Source organism: Collinsella sp. AM28-11LB, assembly GCF_003469895.1.
GTDB lineage: Bacteria > Actinomycetota > Coriobacteriia > Coriobacteriales > Coriobacteriaceae > Collinsella.
The window spans coordinates 236756-253371 of record NZ_QSKJ01000001.1; the positions used below are offsets into that span (position 1 = coordinate 236756).

A 16616-nucleotide genomic window follows, 5' to 3' on the forward strand; every position below is an offset into this window, starting at 1 on the left:
CCCCCCCCCCCCCGCCGCTCAACTGTTTGGATTTCAATTTTAATAAAGAATCAGTCCCGATAACGAAGCCAAGCTCGAAATGCCGCGAATTTGACCCCAGTAGTCCACGGCGTGCAGCGTTTTTGAGCCGTCTGTCCCAGAAGGAGCACGACGTGGACTGCTTGCTCGGCAAAGAGTGTCCCCGTCGACTAGTCGTTTAAGAACGTCCCCAATGACTACCCTAGAGCTCTCAACCCTTCATCTATGGCATTTCTTTTAGCAGGCCCGCCATATATAGGGGCAAATACAATATCGCCTTTCCATCCACCACGTTGTCCCGGTGAAGCACGACCGCCCGAGCCAATCCATAGTTTTCAACGCTCATCAGGCGATCGAGGGCAACGTGCTTTGTGCTGTACCTACCCGATTTGACCTCGATAGGCAAAACGACGGGACTCCGCTTATCCTCGATAATAAAATCGACTTCTCCAACCTTGGCCGCGTTAAAGTAGAACAACGAAGAGTAGCCGCATGCGCGCAGCTCCTGGGCGACCGCATTCTCAAAAGCCTGCCCAAAGTTGATCGATTCCCGCTGCGCAACAATGGCCTCGACATCAGCGGGAGAAAAAGTAGAGAACAGCAGCCCCACATCGCTCAGGTAGAACTTGAAAAAACTGTCTTCCCGCGAGAGACCCAAGGGGAACATGGGCTCGCTCACCCTCTTAACCGGGATCGCAACGCCCGCATTAACAAGCCAGTCAAAATCAGGCTGCAAATCCAAAAATCGTTTCCGCTTGTCTATCCCGGTAACGAGAAAGCGCTTGTTCTCTTTATTGAGCTGCGCGGGCATGGCATCGTAGATCGTCCTGATCCGTTGAGCATGCGCGGGGGCTTCGGCGTACCGTGCGATATCTGCGCGATATGCTTCGAGAATGCCCTGCTGACGAGCGCGCATCGCCTGTGTATCATGAGTTGAGACGAACAGCTGAACGGCCTCAGGCATGCCACCCACAAGGACATACCGATAATACGTCTCGATCAACCGTTCATGAATAAACGGAGGCACTTGTTCCCGTTTGCGATAACAGGCACGAACGACATCCCATAATGATTCGTCGACTCCCAGAGCCCAGGAGAATTCCTCGAAATCCATGGGAAACATCTCGAGGATATCGATAGTACCTACCGGCAACGACCGAAAATGGAACGCCTCAATCCCGAGCATGGAGCCGGAGTAAATGACATCGAAACGATCGTCTTGCGCAAGATAACGCATCCAGGTGATGGCGTCTCCGCAACGCTGCACCTCATCAAAAAACAGAAGCGTCTTTGTATCCGAAGCGATGGGCGATGAAGCCAGTGCGGTGATTCTCACAATGAGGTCATCGAGGCTCCTTGCCTCCCCTATGAGCTCGACCGCGTCGGGTCTCTCCACGAAGTCGATTTTCAGGAAGCTTCTATAGTTGTCACGGGCGAACTGCTCGACAGCGCTTGTTTTGCCAACTTGTCGAGCACCGGTAATAAGCAGTCCCTGCCCGGTTTTAGTCTGTTTCCAGCTTTCAATTTTCTCGATTATTTTACGCTTGAGCATAACTTGCCTCCCTTTTCCTATTTTAACTGGGATAACTGCAAAATTCCAATTGAGTATTTATATATTTCAACATAATCTCAATTGGAATTGACCTCTATTGAACATTTTTAGAAAGCGTTGATCGAATTTCCGACAGCGGGTGGGGCCATAACCAACCTGTCTCTCGAGAAGAGCCCCCCCACAAGGAGTGTCCCCAGGTGCCGGCAGAAAGGAACGTCCCCAAGTGCCACCCTTTGGCAAAGAGTGTCCCCGGCGACTAGTCGTTTAAGAACGTCCCCGATGACTGCCCAAAATGGGCCATGTGTCCCAGTTGTGGAGACTTCTTGAGCCGCTTGGGTATCGTGAAAGGCCGCGCACTCACCCATCATCAAAAGTGACACACGCTACCAGTTGATGGGAGGCAGCCATGGGCTTCTTTGACAAGATGTTCGAGAAGAAAGAGTGCGCGATTTGCGGTACCGAGCTGGGTCTTTTGGGAAAGACCAAGATCAACGAAGGCTACCTGTGCAAAGAGTGCGCCGGCAAGCTCTCCCCCTTCTTTAGCGGCTGGCGCTCTAGCACCGCAGACGACATCCGCGAGCAGCTCGCCTACCGCGAGGCCAACGCCGAACGCCTGGCGTCGTTCAACCCCACGCGCACGCTTTCTGCCGGACGCACCAACATCATGCTCGACGAGGACGCGGGCCAGCTGATCATTACCTCGCAGAGCCGCTGGCGCGACGCCAACCCCGACATCATCGAGTTTTCGCAGGTACTCGGCTGCGACATGGACATCGACGAGCATCGGACCGAGGTCTATCGCGAGACCAAGGACGGCGAGCGCAAGAGCTATGATCCGCCGCGCTACGACTTGGATTACGACTTTAACCTGACCATCCACGTCAACACGCCGTACTTTACCGAGATCGGCCTGCGCGTGAACGACTCCACCATCGAGCAGCGCGGATCCGTTGAGTACCGCGAGGCCAAGCGCCAGGCAACCGAAGTCCGCGACGCGCTGGTGCAGCTGCGCCAGGAGACGCGCGATAGCGTCGCGGCCGCCAAGGCTCCCAAGACTGCAGTCACCTGTCCCTTCTGTGGTGCAACCACGATTCCCGATGCCAGTGGGCGCTGCGAATACTGCGGCGGCGCCATCGGCGCATAGTCCCCGGCGCAGAAAGGACCGATCATGGCCTTCGAGAGCGTCAACTATCAGTGCCCTGCGTGTGGCGGCCCCCTTCACTTTGCCAGCGCCGAGCAAAAGCTCGTCTGCGACTACTGCGATTCGCGCTTTGAAGTCGAAGAGGTCGAGGCTCTCTATCGCGAGCGCCAGGGCAAGGCGGATGCCAAAGCCGACGCCGCGGCCACGGCGTCCAAGCCCGCTGTCGACGACGCGGTACAGGAGCTTGCCCAAAACGCCGGCTATATCTGCTCGTCGTGCGGCGCCGAGCTGGTCTCGGACGGCACGGTCGCCGTTACCACCTGCCCATACTGCGGCAACCCCGCCGTGGCACCCGGTCAGCTCTCGGGCGACTTCTCGCCCGACCTGGTGATCCCGTTTAAGCTCGGGCGCGATGACGTTATGGCCGCACTCAAAGAGCACTACAAGGGCAAGATCTTGCTGCCCAAGAACTTTGTCACCGGCAACCACATCGACGAGGTCCAAGGTGTCTACGTGCCGTTTTGGCTCTACGGCGCCCGCGTTGACGGCGAAGTGTACTTTGACGCGACCAACGAGACCGTGACCGAGGAATCCGACCGCACCGTCACGACCACCGACCACTACGATGCCTATCGCAAGGGCAATATCTCGTTTAAGCGCGTGCCCGTCGACGGATCGTCCAAGATGCCCGACGGCCATATGGACGCCATCGAGCCGTTTGATTACGAGGCTCTGCGCCCGTTCTCGGTCGCCTATATGCCCGGCTACATCGCCAACCGTTACGATGAGGATTGCGAGACGTGCAAGGCGCGCGCCGAGCGCCGCATGGAGGAGAGCACGATCTCGGCCCTGCGCGAGACCGTCGTCGACGAATACGACGATGCCACGGTCGAAAGCAAGCAGCTCGACTACACCTGGGAAGACAGCGACTACGCCCTGTTCCCCGTCTGGATGCTTTCCACCTCATGGAACGGCAAGCGCTACCTGTTTGCCATGAACGGCCAGACCGGCCGCATGGTCGGCGAGCTCCCCTGCTCCAAGCCCAAGCTCGCTATTGCCTCGGTGCTGTTCTTTGTGATCGGATTTATCCTCTCCCAGATTCTCTTTATGGGGGAATACGCCTTCGATCCAGATTACCTCACCTTCGATGTCGAGGGCATTCTCATCAACATCATCGCGCCGCTGATCATCGTGATTATCGGAGACGTGCTACTGGTAGGCCAGCTCAAGACGGCCAACGAGGCCACCCACGCCGACGAGTACTGCGGCGAGCTCGACCTGACCGAGAAGCACGACACCTTCAGCCACACCGAGACCACCGTTGTCATGAAAGACGACAAGGACGACTAAGCAATCCGACCAATACCACCCGGCCTTTGACGAGAAAGGAAGATCACCATGGGACTCTTGAAAGCTGGATTGGGAGCTGCCGGCGGCGTCATGGCCGACCAGTGGAAGGAATATATCTACTGCGAATCGATGCCTGCTGACGTCTTGGCCTGCAAGGGCAGCAAACGTACCGGTGGCCGCAGCTCCAACACGCGCGGCGAGGACAACGTCATCTCCAACGGCTCGGTCATCGCCGTCAACGACGGCCAGGGCATGCTCGTGGTGCAAAACGGCAAGATCATCGAAGTCGCGCTGGAGCCCGGTGAGTTCGTCTTCGATACCGGCAGCGAGCCGAGCGTCTTTAGCGGCAACCTGGGCGATTCCATCAAGGAGACCTTCGCCAATATCGGCAGCCGCTTTACCTTTGGCGGCGACGCGGGCAAGGACCAGCGCGTCTACTTCATCAACACCAAGGAGATCATCGGCAACAAGTACGGCACCGCCTCGCCCGTACCCTTCCGCGTGGTCGATAACAACATTGGCCTGGACGTCGACATCTCCGTGCGCTGCAACGGCGAGTATTCGTACCGCATCACCAACCCGCTGCTGTTCTACACCAACGTATGCGGCAACGTGACCGATAGTTACACGCGCGACAAGATCGACAGCCAGCTTAAGTCCGAGCTGCTCACCGCCTTGCAGCCCGCCTTTGCCAAGATCTCGGAGATGGGAATCCGCTACAGCGCCATCCCCGGCCACACCACCGAGCTCGCCCGCGCGCTCAACGAGGTTCTCTCTGCCGACTGGCGTGACCTGCGCGGCGTCGAGATCGTGAGCTTTGGCGTTAACTCCATCGCCGCCTCGCAAGAAGACGAGCAGATGATCAAGGATCTGCAGAAGGCAGCGGTCATGCGCGACCCCACCATGGCGGCCGCCAACATCGCCAGCGCCCAGAGCGACGCGATGCGTGCCGCGGCGGCCAACCCCAACGGCGCGATGGCAGGCTTTATGGGCATGGGCATGGCAGGTGGCATGGGCGGCATGAACGCCAGCCAGCTGTTCGCCGCCGGCCAGGCGCAGCAGCAGACCGCCCCGCAGCCGGCTCCGGCACCCGCTCCCGCACCGGCTCCCGCCGCACCTGCGGCCGGCACGTGGACCTGCAGCTGCGGCGCCACCAACACCGGCAAGTTCTGCTCCGAGTGCGGCAGTCCCGCACCCGCCCCGGCGCCGGCCAAGTGGTTCTGCCCCAACTGCGGTAGCGAAAACGGCGGCAAGTTCTGCAGCAACTGCGGAACGCCTAGGCCCTAACCCCTTTATCTGGTAATTGGCGGGGGATCCGCCACCCCCGCATTTGCTTCTATGGGTTTTCACACAAGAAGGAGGACACCATGAAGACAACGTTCAAAAAGTCCGCACTCGCATTTCTGACATGCGTCTTGGCGCTCGCCTTTGCCCTCACGGGCTGCAGCGGCGGCAAAGACCCCAAGGCCAACTTTGTCGGTAGCTGGAAGCTCTCGGGTGGAACCACGGAGGGCGAAGAGCTGACCGATGAGTATATGGATATGTTCGAGGAATGGGGCATCAGCTGCATCTTGGTCCTGGACGAAGACGGCACGGGCAGCCTCGATTTGTTCTCCGAAGTTTCCGACCTAAAGTGGGAGGCCAAGGACGCTACCACCGCGAGTATCACCGTCGACAAGGAGACGACCGACGTGAAGCTCGAGGACGGCAAGCTTGTCCTTGAGGACGGCGAGGACAAGCTCATCTTTAGCAAGTCCGATAAGGACCTGTCCGGTACCGTGAAGAAGGATCGCGATGCCGCCGAGAAGGAAGAGGAAGTCGAGGAGGCCGTCGAAGACGGCGATGTCCAGAGCGTCGAAATCTCCCCCGCCGTCACTGTCGCCGATGACGACCTGTGCACCATCACCATCACCGAGAAGTTCCAGGACGACTGGGGCGACATCGGCTTTGTCGTCAACATCGTCAACAAGAGCGACAAGGACCTGACCTTCTACGCCCCCACCGGCAAGACAAACGTCAACGGCACCATGAAGGAAGCCTGGTTCTCGGCCCACCTGATGCCCGGCACCAACGCCACCGAAGAGTTCACCTTCTCGAACGGCACGCTTGACAGCTTCGACAGCCTAGTCAACACGACCATCGGCATCGACGCCTACCTGACCGATTCCTACGAGGACGTCGCTTCCTACAGCGCAACCATCGCGTAGCGACAGACATCGACAGCCGCGGATTGGCGGACAAACCCGCGCGCGTACCAGACGGGGCCGCAGGAAATGATCCTGCGGCCCCGTCGCTTTGCGCCAGCAACGCTCTGCCCACGCAAACAGGCCGCCCGCCGCTTCCAGGTGCGATGCGGCGGGCGGCCTGCTTTTTAGCGTCGAAGCGCGGTCGAGAGCATCGATTACGGACGCTCCATATTGGGGACGATGCTGCCCTCGGTCACCGCATGCACGGCCAGGCGCATGATATTGTCGTAGCCGGTCTTGCTCAGAATCTCCGAGATGCGGCGCTTGACGGTGCCCTCACTCATAAACAGCTCGCCCGCAATCTCGCGACGGCTCTTGCCCTCGCAGGCAAGGCGCAAAATCGACAGCTCAATATCATCGAGGGCCGCCGTGCCCGAGAAAATGCTCTCGGGCGGTTTGGGAAACGTGCAGTAGCCCGCCAGCGTGGAGCGCATCACGCCAAACAGCTCGTCGATACCGACATTCTTGTACACAAAGCTATCGACGCCCGCCTCGCGCGCCTGATCGACAAAGGTGATCTCGGGCATACCCGTCATAATGATGACACGGCACTCGGGCAGTTCCTCTTTAATACGCGCTGCCGCCACGATGCCATTGGAATCGTGCTCGGTGCACACGTCCATCAGTATCATGTCCGGGCGCTCCTTGAGCACGACATCGAGGGCTTCGGAAGCATCGGCTATCGCGGCGACAACGGTCATATCGGACTGGTCGCCAACGGAGCGTGCGAGACTCTCGCGCAAGATGGCCTGGTCTTCGACGATGAGCACGCGGATCATGAGCTTCTCCTTTGGACCGTGGCGTTGGAGTGCAGCGGAATGGATACCGCAAGCGTAAAGGGCGGGGCGGAGCGGACTTCCAAGCTGCCGCCCAGATCTTGCGCGACACGCCTCATACCTGGGATACCCGTTCCTTCGCGATACGATACGGGGGCTGGGGACCCGTCGTTAGAAATAGTCATGTGCGCGACGGCACCAGCATCCGTCCCCTCCTGCCACAGGCGCACGTGGACCTGATGTGCCTGCGCATGCTTGGTAGCATTGGTCGAGGCTTCGCGGATAATCTGCAAGAATGCTGCGGCGACACGTGCATCCTGGGGCAGTGTACCCTCGACATCGATCTGCACGCTCACCAGGCCGAAGGCGTGGACGATATCGCCCAGCTGCTCCGAAGGCTCGCCGGCACCGCCACGGCGCAGATCGGCGGCGATTGAGCGCAGCAACGGGTCAATCTGCTCGAGCGACTCGTCGTCCAAACGCCCCTCCTCCAGATAGCGATGGAGGATAGACAGGCGCTGGCCGATCACATCGTGAACGCGGGCACGCATGCGCAGATAAGCCGCGTTGTCGGCAACTTTTTTGACTTCTTCGATCTGAGCCTGGAGCTCTTTGCCCGCAAGCTCAAGCAGGTGGTTGGCCTGCGCCAGGCGGTCATGCGCATGCGCATACTCTGTCATATCCAGACCGATTATGCGCTCGAACGAACGGCCCGAGACCATAACGTCATCGCACACAAACAGGCGAATCTCGGCGGGAGAAACCTCGACCACAACGCGCGCCTCACCAAAGCGGTCTAAATTGATGCGCACGCGGCTCTGGCTGCTTTCGGGCATTTGCATACTGAGTTTGCGCAGGTCGTTCCATGTACCGCTCATATCGCCTAGGTCGGTGGGCATATGAAGCTCCACCAGGTTTTTGCGCATGCAGCGGTTCATGAGCAGCGGATGGCCCCTCGGGTCTAGATACAGAATGCCCACGGGAATCACGTTGATGGTTTCAATCGTCGAGAACGCGGTGATGTCCTCCTGGCGGTTACGGACGTCCATCAAAAGCGCCGCGATGGAGCGGAACAGGAAGAACGCTCCCTCTGCGATAAGGACAACGGCCCACGCCGAGCCCATGGCAAAAACCACCGGCGGTGTAACGGCGACAACAAGCAACAGCTCGGCCAGCATGACAGGGCGACGATAGTGCACCATAAGGACCACGCCATAGGCAAAGATCGCGGCATTGAGCCACAGCACTCCGCCCATTGCCCTGGCGCAAACGTCAAGCGGCGCCACCAGATACGAGCCAGACGACGCGAATAAGATGAGCGCCGAAATCATCAGGTGAAGCACAAGGCTCGCCTCGTAGGCGCAAATCACCTTGCGGTTATAGGACGAGCGCCGCGACGCGATGAGCGGAACGTGAATGGTCTGCAGGCATGCCGCTAGGGCAAAGACGACGTCGAGCGCGACAATCTGAGGAAGGATAAGCGGAATCTGCATGGTCACTCACCCGTCCGCGGCATCAAGACGATCATGCGCAGCTGACCGGGCTCGCCCTCAAGACGATACGCCACGTTTCGCCCCTGCAGCGCGACCTCGAGCTCGTAGGCGGCGGGTGTTCGCGAAAGATCGTCCTCATCGTTGGAAAAGAGCGTGGCGCGCAGCTCGACACTGCACGAGTCGTGGTCGCCCAAGTGATACATAAGCGCCGGATGATCGGTGGTGTAGGCAAAAAACGCAAAGTCGTACACGCAGTCGTACAGCGCGCTTACCGTACTGGCGTGCAGTGGGCGGCGTATGGCGACAATCGAGGCGCAGTCGACATCGATGGTGCGCAGATCGCTTGCGAGCTCGTTGGCAATCAGCTGAATACGGTCGCGGTCAAAGCCGCTCTCCTCGTGTTGCGCCAACGTGAGCGACCCTTTGCGCTTGCAATAGGCAACGAGCATTTTGGCGCACTGCAGCATGCGGTAACGCTCATGCGAGGATGCCTCGTCGGTAAGCGGAGGCAGCGAGCTCAGCAGGCTGTACATCTCATCGAGCGCGCGGGCAAGCGCCCGGTCCACATCTTGAACCAGCAGCGCCTCGGCCTCCTGGTCTGCCAAATGCGCCTTAAGGTCATAGTCGGCCGCGAGCAGTTCGTTTTGACGTTGCAGTTCCATACGCCGATACGCCAGCTCGCGATTGAGCTCGTTGAGCTCCGAGACCTCCTGGGCAAGGAGAGCCGACCCGCCCAGCAGCGGAAAAGCTCGATACATCACATCGGGGGCAGACGCCACGGTAAAGGCGTGGGCACGCCCGTACTCCTGCGAACGAAGCTCTTCGCGCACATCTGGCGTGATTGGTCCCGACATCGGCGTGGCATATGCCGCCTGCAAGTCGCGCGTCAGGACCTTGAGGTCGAGCGGCAGGGTATCGAAGATGCCGGCGATATCGTGATACGACGGGATGACGCCGCAATCGAGGCAAATTTCGAGTGTTACTACGCACAGCACGCAATAGACCAGCGAAAGGTTGAGTTTCCACGCCCAGGGCACACGCAGGGCATACGAAGCGGCAAAGAACGCACCGCCCAGCAACACGAGTGCCGCCGTGCCCGAAAAGCGCTGAATTCTATAAGACGAGGACCGTCCCACCAGGACAAAAAAGGCAACGACGTTAAAAGCCGTCCACGCCAGAAAGAGAAAGTAACCCCAGCCATACGTGTAGTCGTTGCTCCAGGTTTCGCTTGCGCGGTCAAAGTGGAATATCTGCCGGTGCCAATCGTTGGTGAGCACAAACGCGATAAGCAGGGCGGCCGTAATCCACAAGGCCGTGCGGTAGCGGCGGCCCGCGCGATGTTGCTCCACACCCGCGAGGCGCATGCCGCATAGCTGAAAGAGCAGCGGGATGAGCGTCATGGGCACGTAGTACAGGTACCAAAGCAGCGTGGCGTAAGTTGGCGTGAATGATTTGTACTTAAAGATGACCTCAATCATCCACAGGGCGCAGATGGCAGCGATGGCAACAAGGCGGCGGCGCAACACATAGTCCAGGCAGCGCAGGTAAGCGAGAACGCCCCAGATTGAAAACGTGACTGCGGCGACAAGTAGCGGAAAGGAGCTCGTATGAGCGAGCTCGTCCGCGACCTCTTTGGACACCTCACCATAGACGGGCACGGTGTTGGAAAGCTTGGGGTCCGAGGCGAACAGCGCCGGCAAGACCGCTAAAAGCATAAGGAACAGCGCGGTGATGGCGCCGGCGATAGCAAAGACGCGGCGGCGGTATACACGATGCGATATGCCAACAAGGAATCGCGGCATGGCAAAGAGCTTGCCGCCCCTGGGATCCGCCGCGGGTGCGGATCGGGCGGCCGCGTGACCGATATGTCGCTCGCGGGTACCCATAGTGCCTTTAGTGTACCGACAGATGGGCCCAAAAATCGGGCCGCATGTCCCAAAATCCGCAGACGGCAGGGCGCGCAAGGAGTGTCCCTGACGACTAGTCGTTTAAGAACGTCCCCAATGACTACCTCTCAGGAGTGTCCCCAGGTGCCGACAGAAAAGGAACGTCCCCAAGTGCCAACTCAAACAGTACATGTTTAATCTGTTTCGTTAATTGAAATGCGTAAATATGGTTAACCTAAAAATTGATATTTGGTTAATTGGTAACTGTAAATTCGGTTAAACGCGCTGGTAAACAATGGTGATAATTAGGCAAGTAGTCATTGGGGACGTTCTTAAACGACCAGTCAAACAAGAACGTCCCCCAATGACTAATCGACAGCGAGGGTCTCCTCTAGGTATTCCTTAAAATACGGAAGGTCAAAGCCAACCCTTCCTCGGCCGCGCTCACCAATAATCCCTTGCTCAATCAGGCGAGCGCGGTATTGCGACGCATAATTGCTCTTTACGCCCATTCGCTCTGCAACGTCCGCAATCTTGCTCTCGCCCCCGTCTGCAAGCATTGCCTCCAAGAACGCTTTATCGCCTTCGGACAGTTCGTAATACGTCGGCGCCAACACGCGCTGCTCCATGTCAGAACGCGCAAGCGCAATGCCCCTTGCAGCATCTTGGGCGGTTATCTCTTCTGCCTGAGGCCGTATATCCCAAGAGCGGAAACCGACGAGCTGCATAAGAAACGGAAAACCGCCGATGGCATCTACCATCTTCTGAAGGCCGTCAGCACTCACGCGCCTGCCACCGCCCTCGATGGTCTCCTTCAATGCAACGGCAATTTCCTTGTCGCTAATATTCCCCAAGTGGTGCTGAACTGATCGACGCAAAAATGAAACGGACTGGTTGCGCAGCAGCATTGACACCTGATGCGGCAGCCCCGCCATCAGCACTCCCACACGTCGGCCTTCGCGCACAAACATCTGGTACGTAGAGGCAAAACTAATCATTTCATCGAACGAAGCCGACACCTCATCGATCGTGAACAGCAAACCGATGTCATATTTGTCCAAAGCTTTTATAAGGCGAGTCATCCGCGTGCGCCAGTTTGCCGAAGGTGCCTGCTCCGGCTCCCATTCCACGCTAAATAGCTGGCCCACACTCAAACCTCTGAGCCTAGGATTTAAGCCGCTATCGATATATTCAGCCGCAACTTCACGCGTTTGCTCGTAAATGTCTTCCAACATTCCAGGAGCAGCAGCCACGCCGACCGAAATCCAACCATGCCTTTGCGCCTCGGAGCTAAGGTATGAGAGCAGGGCCGTTTTACCTGTTCCTCGTGCGCCAACATAGATTGTTGCCAAGTTGGGATCGCCGGGTCCGCGGTCGAGCGCTCGCACAACATCATCAATAAGATACGTGCGGCCGGCCATAATTGGCGGGACGATGCCAAATGTCGGCGTAAACGGATTAATGGGCACATCCATGGAACACTCCCCCGTCAGCTCTATCCTGCTTTCACTAGTTTTGCAAGTTTTAACTTCTTTTGCAAGTTTTAACTTCTTTTGCTTTCTTTCACTTCTTTTAACAAAGCGCCCGGCGGGCATAAACTGCTCGCCGGGCGCCTTGGTTAGGAAGCTATAAAGCATAACTTTCGAAATGCGGCGGTCAGGTCCACCTCCTAAGGGCCTGAGGTGCTCAAGATTGGGAGCGACAAGCCCGACGAAGCGTACTTTAGGTACGCGAGGAGGGTTGGAGCCCCAAGGTTGAGTGCCTCAGTGCCCTTAGGCCAGGTCTTCGCCGTTGGTGGCGATTACCTTCTTATACCAATCAAAGCTCTTCTTCTTGGAACGCTTGAGGGTGCCGTTGCCCGCGTCGTCGCGGTCGACGTAGATAAAGCCGTAGCGCTTGGACATTTCGCCGGTGCCGGCAGAGACGAGGTCGATCGGGCCCCAGGTGGTGTAGCCCAAAAGGTCCACGCCGTCCTCGGTCACGGCATCGCGCATGGCGGCGATATGCTGGCGCAGGTAGTCGATACGGTAGTCGTCGTTGATGGAGCCATCCTCCTCGACAACATCCTTGGCGCCCAGGCCGTTCTCGACCACAAACAGCGGCTTCTGATAACGGTCGTACAGGTCGTTGAGGGTAATGCGGAAGCCCAGCGGATCGATGGCCCAGCCCCACTGGCTCTCCTGCAGATAGGGATTCTTGGCGCCGGCGAAGGCGTTGCCCTTGGTCTTCTCGACATCGGGGTTATCGGCACCGGCGGAGCAGCGGGTGGAGTAGTAGCTAAAGCTGATGAAGTCGACGGTGTTTTCGGCCAGGATCTCGCGGTCCTCGTCAGTCATGCCGACGTCGATGCCCAGACGCTCGAGCTTCTTGACGGCATAGGCCGGGTAGTAGCCGCGGCTCTGGACGTCGACAAAGAAGTAGTTGTCCTGGTTGTCGAGCTGCGCCTGGCGCACATCGCCCGGACGGCAGCTGTAGGGGTAGTAGGTGCCGGCAGCGAGCATACAGCCGATCTTGACCTCGGGGTCGATCTCGTGGGCAATCTTGGTTGCCCAGGCGCTGGCGACGAGCTCGTTGTGGGCGGCCAGGTACTCGACGGCCTCCTTGTTCTCGCCCTCCTCAAAAACCAGGCCGGCACCCATAAACGGCAAGTGCAGGATCATGTTGATCTCGTTGAAGGTGAGCCAGTACTTCACCAGACCCTTGTAGCGGGTGAAGATCGTGGTCGCGAGGTTCTTGTAGAAGTCGATGAGCTTGCGGTTGCGCCAGCCGCCGTACTCCTTGATGAGGTGGATCGGGCAGTCGAAGTGCGTGATGGTCACGAGCGGCTCGATGCCGTGCGCTTGGCACTCGCGGAACACGTCCTCGTAGAAAGCCAGACCGGCCTCGTTGGGCTCGGTCTCGTCGCCGTTGGGGAAGATACGGGTCCAGGCCAGGCTCATGCGGAAGGTCTTAAAGCCCATCTCGGCGAACAGCGCGATGTCCTCCTTGTAGTGGTGGTAGAAATCGATGCCGGTCTGCGCGGGGTAGTAATAGCCGTCCTCGAAGTCGAGCATTTTGCGCTGGCCGGAGACCACCGCATAGCGCTCGGGGCCGTGCGGGGCCACATCCACGTTGGCCAGGCCGCGACCGTCAACGTTGTACGCGCCCTCGCACTGGTTGGCAGCCGTCGCGCCGCCCCACAGGAAGTCTTTACGGAAAGCCATACATCGATCCTTTCACACGCCGCTTGTCGTGGCTTCAGTATCCCCGCAAGCAGCGCGCTACTCAACGGCAGCGGCGCAGGCCGACACTTCTTTTCGCGCGCAGGCGCTCGGCAGCCGCCCACGTCTGACACTTTTTGATACCCGCCGGCCCAAACCGCCAACCACCACAAAGGGGACAGGCACCTTTGTGGTGGTTGGGGAAAGCCCCTAGTCGCAGGTGATGTCGAGGTTCTTGCCGACGAGGCCCACGTAGCCGCCTTCGGGTGACAGACCATTTGACTGAATAGGAAAGAAAGGAAAAAATAGGAAAAAAAGGAAAGGAGACTTATGACTGAACCCATCTTCTCCCCCTCATTTGGAAATCGCCCCTCTTATCTAGTCGGGCGCGAAACGGTAATTTCGACATTCATCTCCGGCCTTGAGCAGGAACCGGGCAATCGCGACCGAGCCATACTCATGCTTGGTCAGCGAGGCAGTGGCAAGACAGTTCTTCTGTGGGAACTTGCCGATCGCGCACGCAAGCTCGGCTTCGTTGTCGCCACGCCTACCGTGGCCTCCGAGGATATGCTCGAGCGCATTGTTGAGAAAATCCAAGAGGCAGGCGAGCCTTACGTCAACAAACGCTGTCTTCCCAAATTCACGGGTGGCAGCCTGAGTGTTTTTGGGTTCTCGGCAGGCCTCGAGTTCACACGAGACGTGCAGGAGACCAAGAGCTTTCAGTTTAAACTCACGCAGCTTGCGCGCAAACTGACCGAGCAGGGCCATGGCATCCTCATCCTTATCGATGAGCTCCAGGCAAATTCACCCGAGATTAGGCAGCTCGTCACCGCCTATCAAGAGCTGGTCGGCGAACGACTCAACGTCGCGCTCGTCATGGCGGGCCTTCCGGGAGCCGTCTGCGCAACACTCAATGACCGCGTGCTGACATTTCTCAACCGCGCTCGCAAGGTCACGCTCGATCCGCTTTCAGTCGGAGATGTCGACGCCTATTATCAGCGGGCTTTTGAGGAGCTCGGCCTTGATATTCCAAGCGACCTTCGCCTCCGCGCCGCTCACGCGACCCAAGGTTCGCCCTATATGCTGCAACTTATTGGCTATAACATCGCCACTCGCTGCAAGGTCGGAGAGCGCGTAGCACAAGAGCAAATCGACGGAGCCATCGAAGCGTCCAAGGTCGATTTCGAAAATGATGTTTGTGAAACGACGCTTGCCGCGCTATCTGATCAAGACGTCGCGTTTCTCGCTGCGATGACCGACGACAAAGACGGCGCGTCGCGCATCTCCGATATTGCCGAGCGAATGTCGGTCACGCCCGACTATGCGCAAAAGTATCGCCGGCGCCTTATTGACGCCGGCGTGATCGAACAGGCTCGCCGCGGCTACGTGCGCTTCGCCGTTCCATATATGGCTGACTACCTTCGCAGCCAGTTCTAGGCAGCCACCACAATGGGGACAGGCACCTTTGTGGTGGTTTGGGCCCGTTTTATCTCGATCTGTAACAGCTAGGCCGTCAAAATCGGGTTTGGTGTTACAAATCGAGATTTTCGGGCGGCCTTCTACGGTATGTCTCAATCTGTAACAGGTAGTAACGATTTAGCCCGCTAGATGTTACAGATCGAGACGGAAGATTCTAGTCCACGTTGATGTCGAGGTTTTTGCCGATGAGGCCTACGTAGCCGCCTTCGGCTGCCTTGGGGCTGTCGGCGTGGCAGAAGACCCACTTGTCGGCCTTCCAGTAGCAGTAGCTGTCACCGGCGGCAGGCATGTCGGCTGCAGCCTCGGGGCGCGGCCCGTTGGTGCCGGCGGGAAGCGCGACCATCACCTGGAAACCGCCGTCGTCGACCATGCAGGGCGTGTAGTGGAGCGTGGTGTTGAAGACCTCGATGACCGTACCCGCCGGCACGCGGAACGCCTTGACACATGCGGTGTCGAGCTTGCCGTCCTCGATCTCCCAGCGATGCGCCACGAGCAGGATAAAATCGCGGGCACCCAGGTTAAACTCGCTGGCGCGGTGATACTCCAGGCAGTTGAGGCGTGTGTTGTGGCCGTTGCACCAGCCGAGCTGGAAGGGACGACCGCCAAACATGAGAAAGCCCAATTTGTCGGCATCCTTGACGCCCTCGAGCTCCGGCGCGCTCGCTACGTACTTGCTGCCCTCGGGGATGGGCGTGGCAGAGAGCGCCTCGAGTACGGGCGACGTGAGCTCGGACGAAACGTTATCCCAAACGCTGCCATAGGATTTGAACTCGGGATCGTTGACAGAGTAGATATGCATGTTCACTCCTGTTCGTTTATGTGACAGTACGAACATTCTAGAACAAACATAAGCGCTTTTGAACGCCATCCCGACCACTCAACAAAAAGGCGCCCCCGCATAAGCGAAGGCGCCCAATGCGCGCGTTTTGGGCGATAAAGCCCTTACGCCTGCTGATAGTGCAGGTGCTTCTCGTCGATATCGGCCAGGTCGCGGTCGAGATAACGGCGCGCAAGCCAGTTGGCCATGGGGAGGTTCTGGTCCAGGTAGTTGCCGCACTCCTCGGGAGCGGCGCCGGGGACATCGCCCCCAAAGCCAGCAACAAACTCGAACAGCTCACGCACGAGCGGCAGGATCTCCTCGCTCGTCACTTCGCCAAATACGACGAGGTAAAAGCCCGTGCGGCAGCCCATGGGGCCAAAGTAGACAATGCGGCTCGACCACTCGGCATGGTTACGAAGAAACGTCGCGCCCAGGTGCTCGATGGTATGGCACTCGGCCGTGTTCATGACCGGCTCTTTGTTGGGCGTGGTCAGGCGCAGGTCAAACGTGGTGACGGCAGCACCGGTCGCCGGATCGCGGTCGATGCGGCTCACATACACGCCGGGCTCAAGCAGCAGATGGTCAACGGAAAAGCTGGCGATGCGCTCCATGGCAGATCCTCTCGGTAGTCAATTTGGGACGGGGCTCTTTTAGC

The 16616-nt window shown here is 58.5% G+C and carries 13 protein-coding genes; 5 read left to right on the forward strand and 8 right to left on the reverse strand.

Annotated elements, in window-relative coordinates; genetic code table 11:
• Positions 1 to 241: 241 nt before the first annotated feature.
• Positions 242 to 1570, reverse strand: coding sequence for an ATP-binding protein (locus tag DW732_RS00990; protein WP_117735655.1), 1329 nt, complete (start codon positions 1568 to 1570; stop codon positions 242 to 244).
• A 406-nt stretch (positions 1571 to 1976) separates the two neighbouring features.
• Here DW732_RS00990 and DW732_RS00995 point away from each other — a divergent pair, with 406 nt between their 5' ends.
• The 4 genes from DW732_RS00995 (at position 1977) to DW732_RS01010 (ending at position 6268) form a co-directional block, all read left to right on the forward strand.
• Complete coding sequence (locus tag DW732_RS00995; protein ID WP_117763326.1) at positions 1977 to 2714, forward strand: DUF4428 domain-containing protein; 738 nt, start codon at positions 1977 to 1979, stop codon at positions 2712 to 2714.
• A 24-nt stretch (positions 2715 to 2738) separates the two neighbouring features.
• Entirely contained in the window at positions 2739 to 4061 is a 1323-nt protein-coding gene (locus DW732_RS01000; protein WP_118098192.1) for a hypothetical protein, read from the forward strand.
• Positions 4062 to 4109: 48 nt separating this feature from the next.
• Positions 4110 to 5348 carry an SPFH domain-containing protein gene (locus tag DW732_RS01005; protein ID WP_117798884.1) on the forward strand — a complete coding sequence of 413 codons (1239 nt, stop codon included), beginning with the start codon at positions 4110 to 4112 and terminating at the stop codon, positions 5346 to 5348.
• Positions 5349 to 5428: 80 nt separating this feature from the next.
• Entirely contained in the window at positions 5429 to 6268 is an 840-nt protein-coding gene (locus DW732_RS01010; protein WP_117798883.1) for a hypothetical protein, read from the forward strand.
• 194 nt (positions 6269 to 6462) lie between these two features.
• On the opposite strand, the gene DW732_RS01015 is transcribed toward DW732_RS01010, so the two are convergent.
• The 5 genes from DW732_RS01015 to DW732_RS01035 all read right to left on the reverse strand — a co-directional run bounded on the left by DW732_RS01015 (position 6463) and on the right by DW732_RS01035 (position 13665).
• Positions 6463 to 7086: a response regulator transcription factor gene (locus DW732_RS01015; RefSeq protein ID WP_117735650.1), complete on the reverse strand. Its 624-nt coding sequence runs from the start codon at positions 7084 to 7086 to the stop codon at positions 6463 to 6465.
• Positions 7083 to 8576 (reverse strand): ATP-binding protein, encoded by a 1494-nt coding sequence (locus DW732_RS01020; protein ID WP_118098194.1) that lies wholly within the window; start codon positions 8574 to 8576, stop codon positions 7083 to 7085. Before DW732_RS01020 ends, DW732_RS01015 begins: the two co-directional genes overlap by 4 nt.
• A 2-nt stretch (positions 8577 to 8578) precedes the next feature.
• Positions 8579 to 10378 (reverse strand): histidine kinase N-terminal 7TM domain-containing protein, encoded by a 1800-nt coding sequence (locus tag DW732_RS01025; protein ID WP_158567309.1) that lies wholly within the window; start codon positions 10376 to 10378, stop codon positions 8579 to 8581.
• A 452-nt stretch (positions 10379 to 10830) separates the two neighbouring features.
• Positions 10831 to 12099 (reverse strand): ATP-binding protein, encoded by a 1269-nt coding sequence (locus DW732_RS01030; protein WP_233505205.1) that lies wholly within the window; start codon positions 12097 to 12099, stop codon positions 10831 to 10833.
• Between the two features lie 135 nt (positions 12100 to 12234).
• Positions 12235 to 13665, reverse strand: coding sequence for a 6-phospho-beta-glucosidase (locus tag DW732_RS01035; RefSeq protein ID WP_118098197.1), 1431 nt, complete (start codon positions 13663 to 13665; stop codon positions 12235 to 12237).
• Positions 13666 to 13992: 327 nt separating this feature from the next.
• Between DW732_RS01035 and DW732_RS01040 the strand changes: the two genes are divergently transcribed.
• The gene (locus DW732_RS01040) at positions 13993 to 15099 is read left to right on the forward strand and encodes an AAA family ATPase (protein WP_118098199.1); all 1107 of its coding nucleotides are present in this window, start codon (positions 13993 to 13995) and stop codon (positions 15097 to 15099) included.
• 196 nt (positions 15100 to 15295) lie between these two features.
• On the opposite strand, the gene DW732_RS01045 is transcribed toward DW732_RS01040, so the two are convergent.
• Together DW732_RS01045 and DW732_RS01050 are read right to left on the reverse strand one after the other, a co-directional pair.
• A complete protein-coding gene (locus tag DW732_RS01045; RefSeq protein WP_118098201.1) occupies positions 15296 to 15940 on the reverse strand; it encodes a DUF4867 family protein in 645 nt (214 codons plus the stop codon).
• 143 nt (positions 15941 to 16083) lie between these two features.
• A complete protein-coding gene (locus tag DW732_RS01050) occupies positions 16084 to 16572 on the reverse strand; it encodes an S-ribosylhomocysteine lyase (protein WP_118098203.1) in 489 nt (162 codons plus the stop codon).
• Positions 16573 to 16616 lie beyond the last annotated feature (44 nt).

Excerpts from the sequence above, each read along its gene's own strand:
- DW732_RS01040 (WP_118098199.1), top strand. The coding sequence starts at position 13,993 with ATGACTGAACCCATCTTCTCCCCCTCATTTGGAAATCGCCCCTCTTAT.
- DW732_RS01015 (WP_117735650.1), bottom strand. The coding sequence starts at position 7,086 with ATGATCCGCGTGCTCATCGTCGAAGACCAGGCCATCTTGCGCGAGAGT.
- DW732_RS00995 (WP_117763326.1), top strand. The coding sequence starts at position 1,977 with ATGGGCTTCTTTGACAAGATGTTCGAGAAGAAAGAGTGCGCGATTTGC.
- DW732_RS01030 (WP_233505205.1), bottom strand. The coding sequence starts at position 12,099 with ATGCTTTATAGCTTCCTAACCAAGGCGCCCGGCGAGCAGTTTATGCCC.
- DW732_RS01050 (WP_118098203.1), bottom strand. The coding sequence starts at position 16,572 with ATGGAGCGCATCGCCAGCTTTTCCGTTGACCATCTGCTGCTTGAGCCC.
- DW732_RS01035 (WP_118098197.1), bottom strand. The coding sequence starts at position 13,665 with ATGGCTTTCCGTAAAGACTTCCTGTGGGGCGGCGCGACGGCTGCCAAC.
- DW732_RS01000 (WP_118098192.1), top strand. The coding sequence starts at position 2,739 with ATGGCCTTCGAGAGCGTCAACTATCAGTGCCCTGCGTGTGGCGGCCCC.
- DW732_RS01010 (WP_117798883.1), top strand. The coding sequence starts at position 5,429 with ATGAAGACAACGTTCAAAAAGTCCGCACTCGCATTTCTGACATGCGTC.
- DW732_RS01025 (WP_158567309.1), bottom strand. The coding sequence starts at position 10,378 with ATGCCGCGATTCCTTGTTGGCATATCGCATCGTGTATACCGCCGCCGC.
- DW732_RS01020 (WP_118098194.1), bottom strand. The coding sequence starts at position 8,576 with ATGCAGATTCCGCTTATCCTTCCTCAGATTGTCGCGCTCGACGTCGTC.
- DW732_RS01005 (WP_117798884.1), top strand. The coding sequence starts at position 4,110 with ATGGGACTCTTGAAAGCTGGATTGGGAGCTGCCGGCGGCGTCATGGCC.
- DW732_RS01045 (WP_118098201.1), bottom strand. The coding sequence starts at position 15,940 with ATGCATATCTACTCTGTCAACGATCCCGAGTTCAAATCCTATGGCAGC.
- DW732_RS00990 (WP_117735655.1), bottom strand. The coding sequence starts at position 1,570 with ATGCTCAAGCGTAAAATAATCGAGAAAATTGAAAGCTGGAAACAGACT.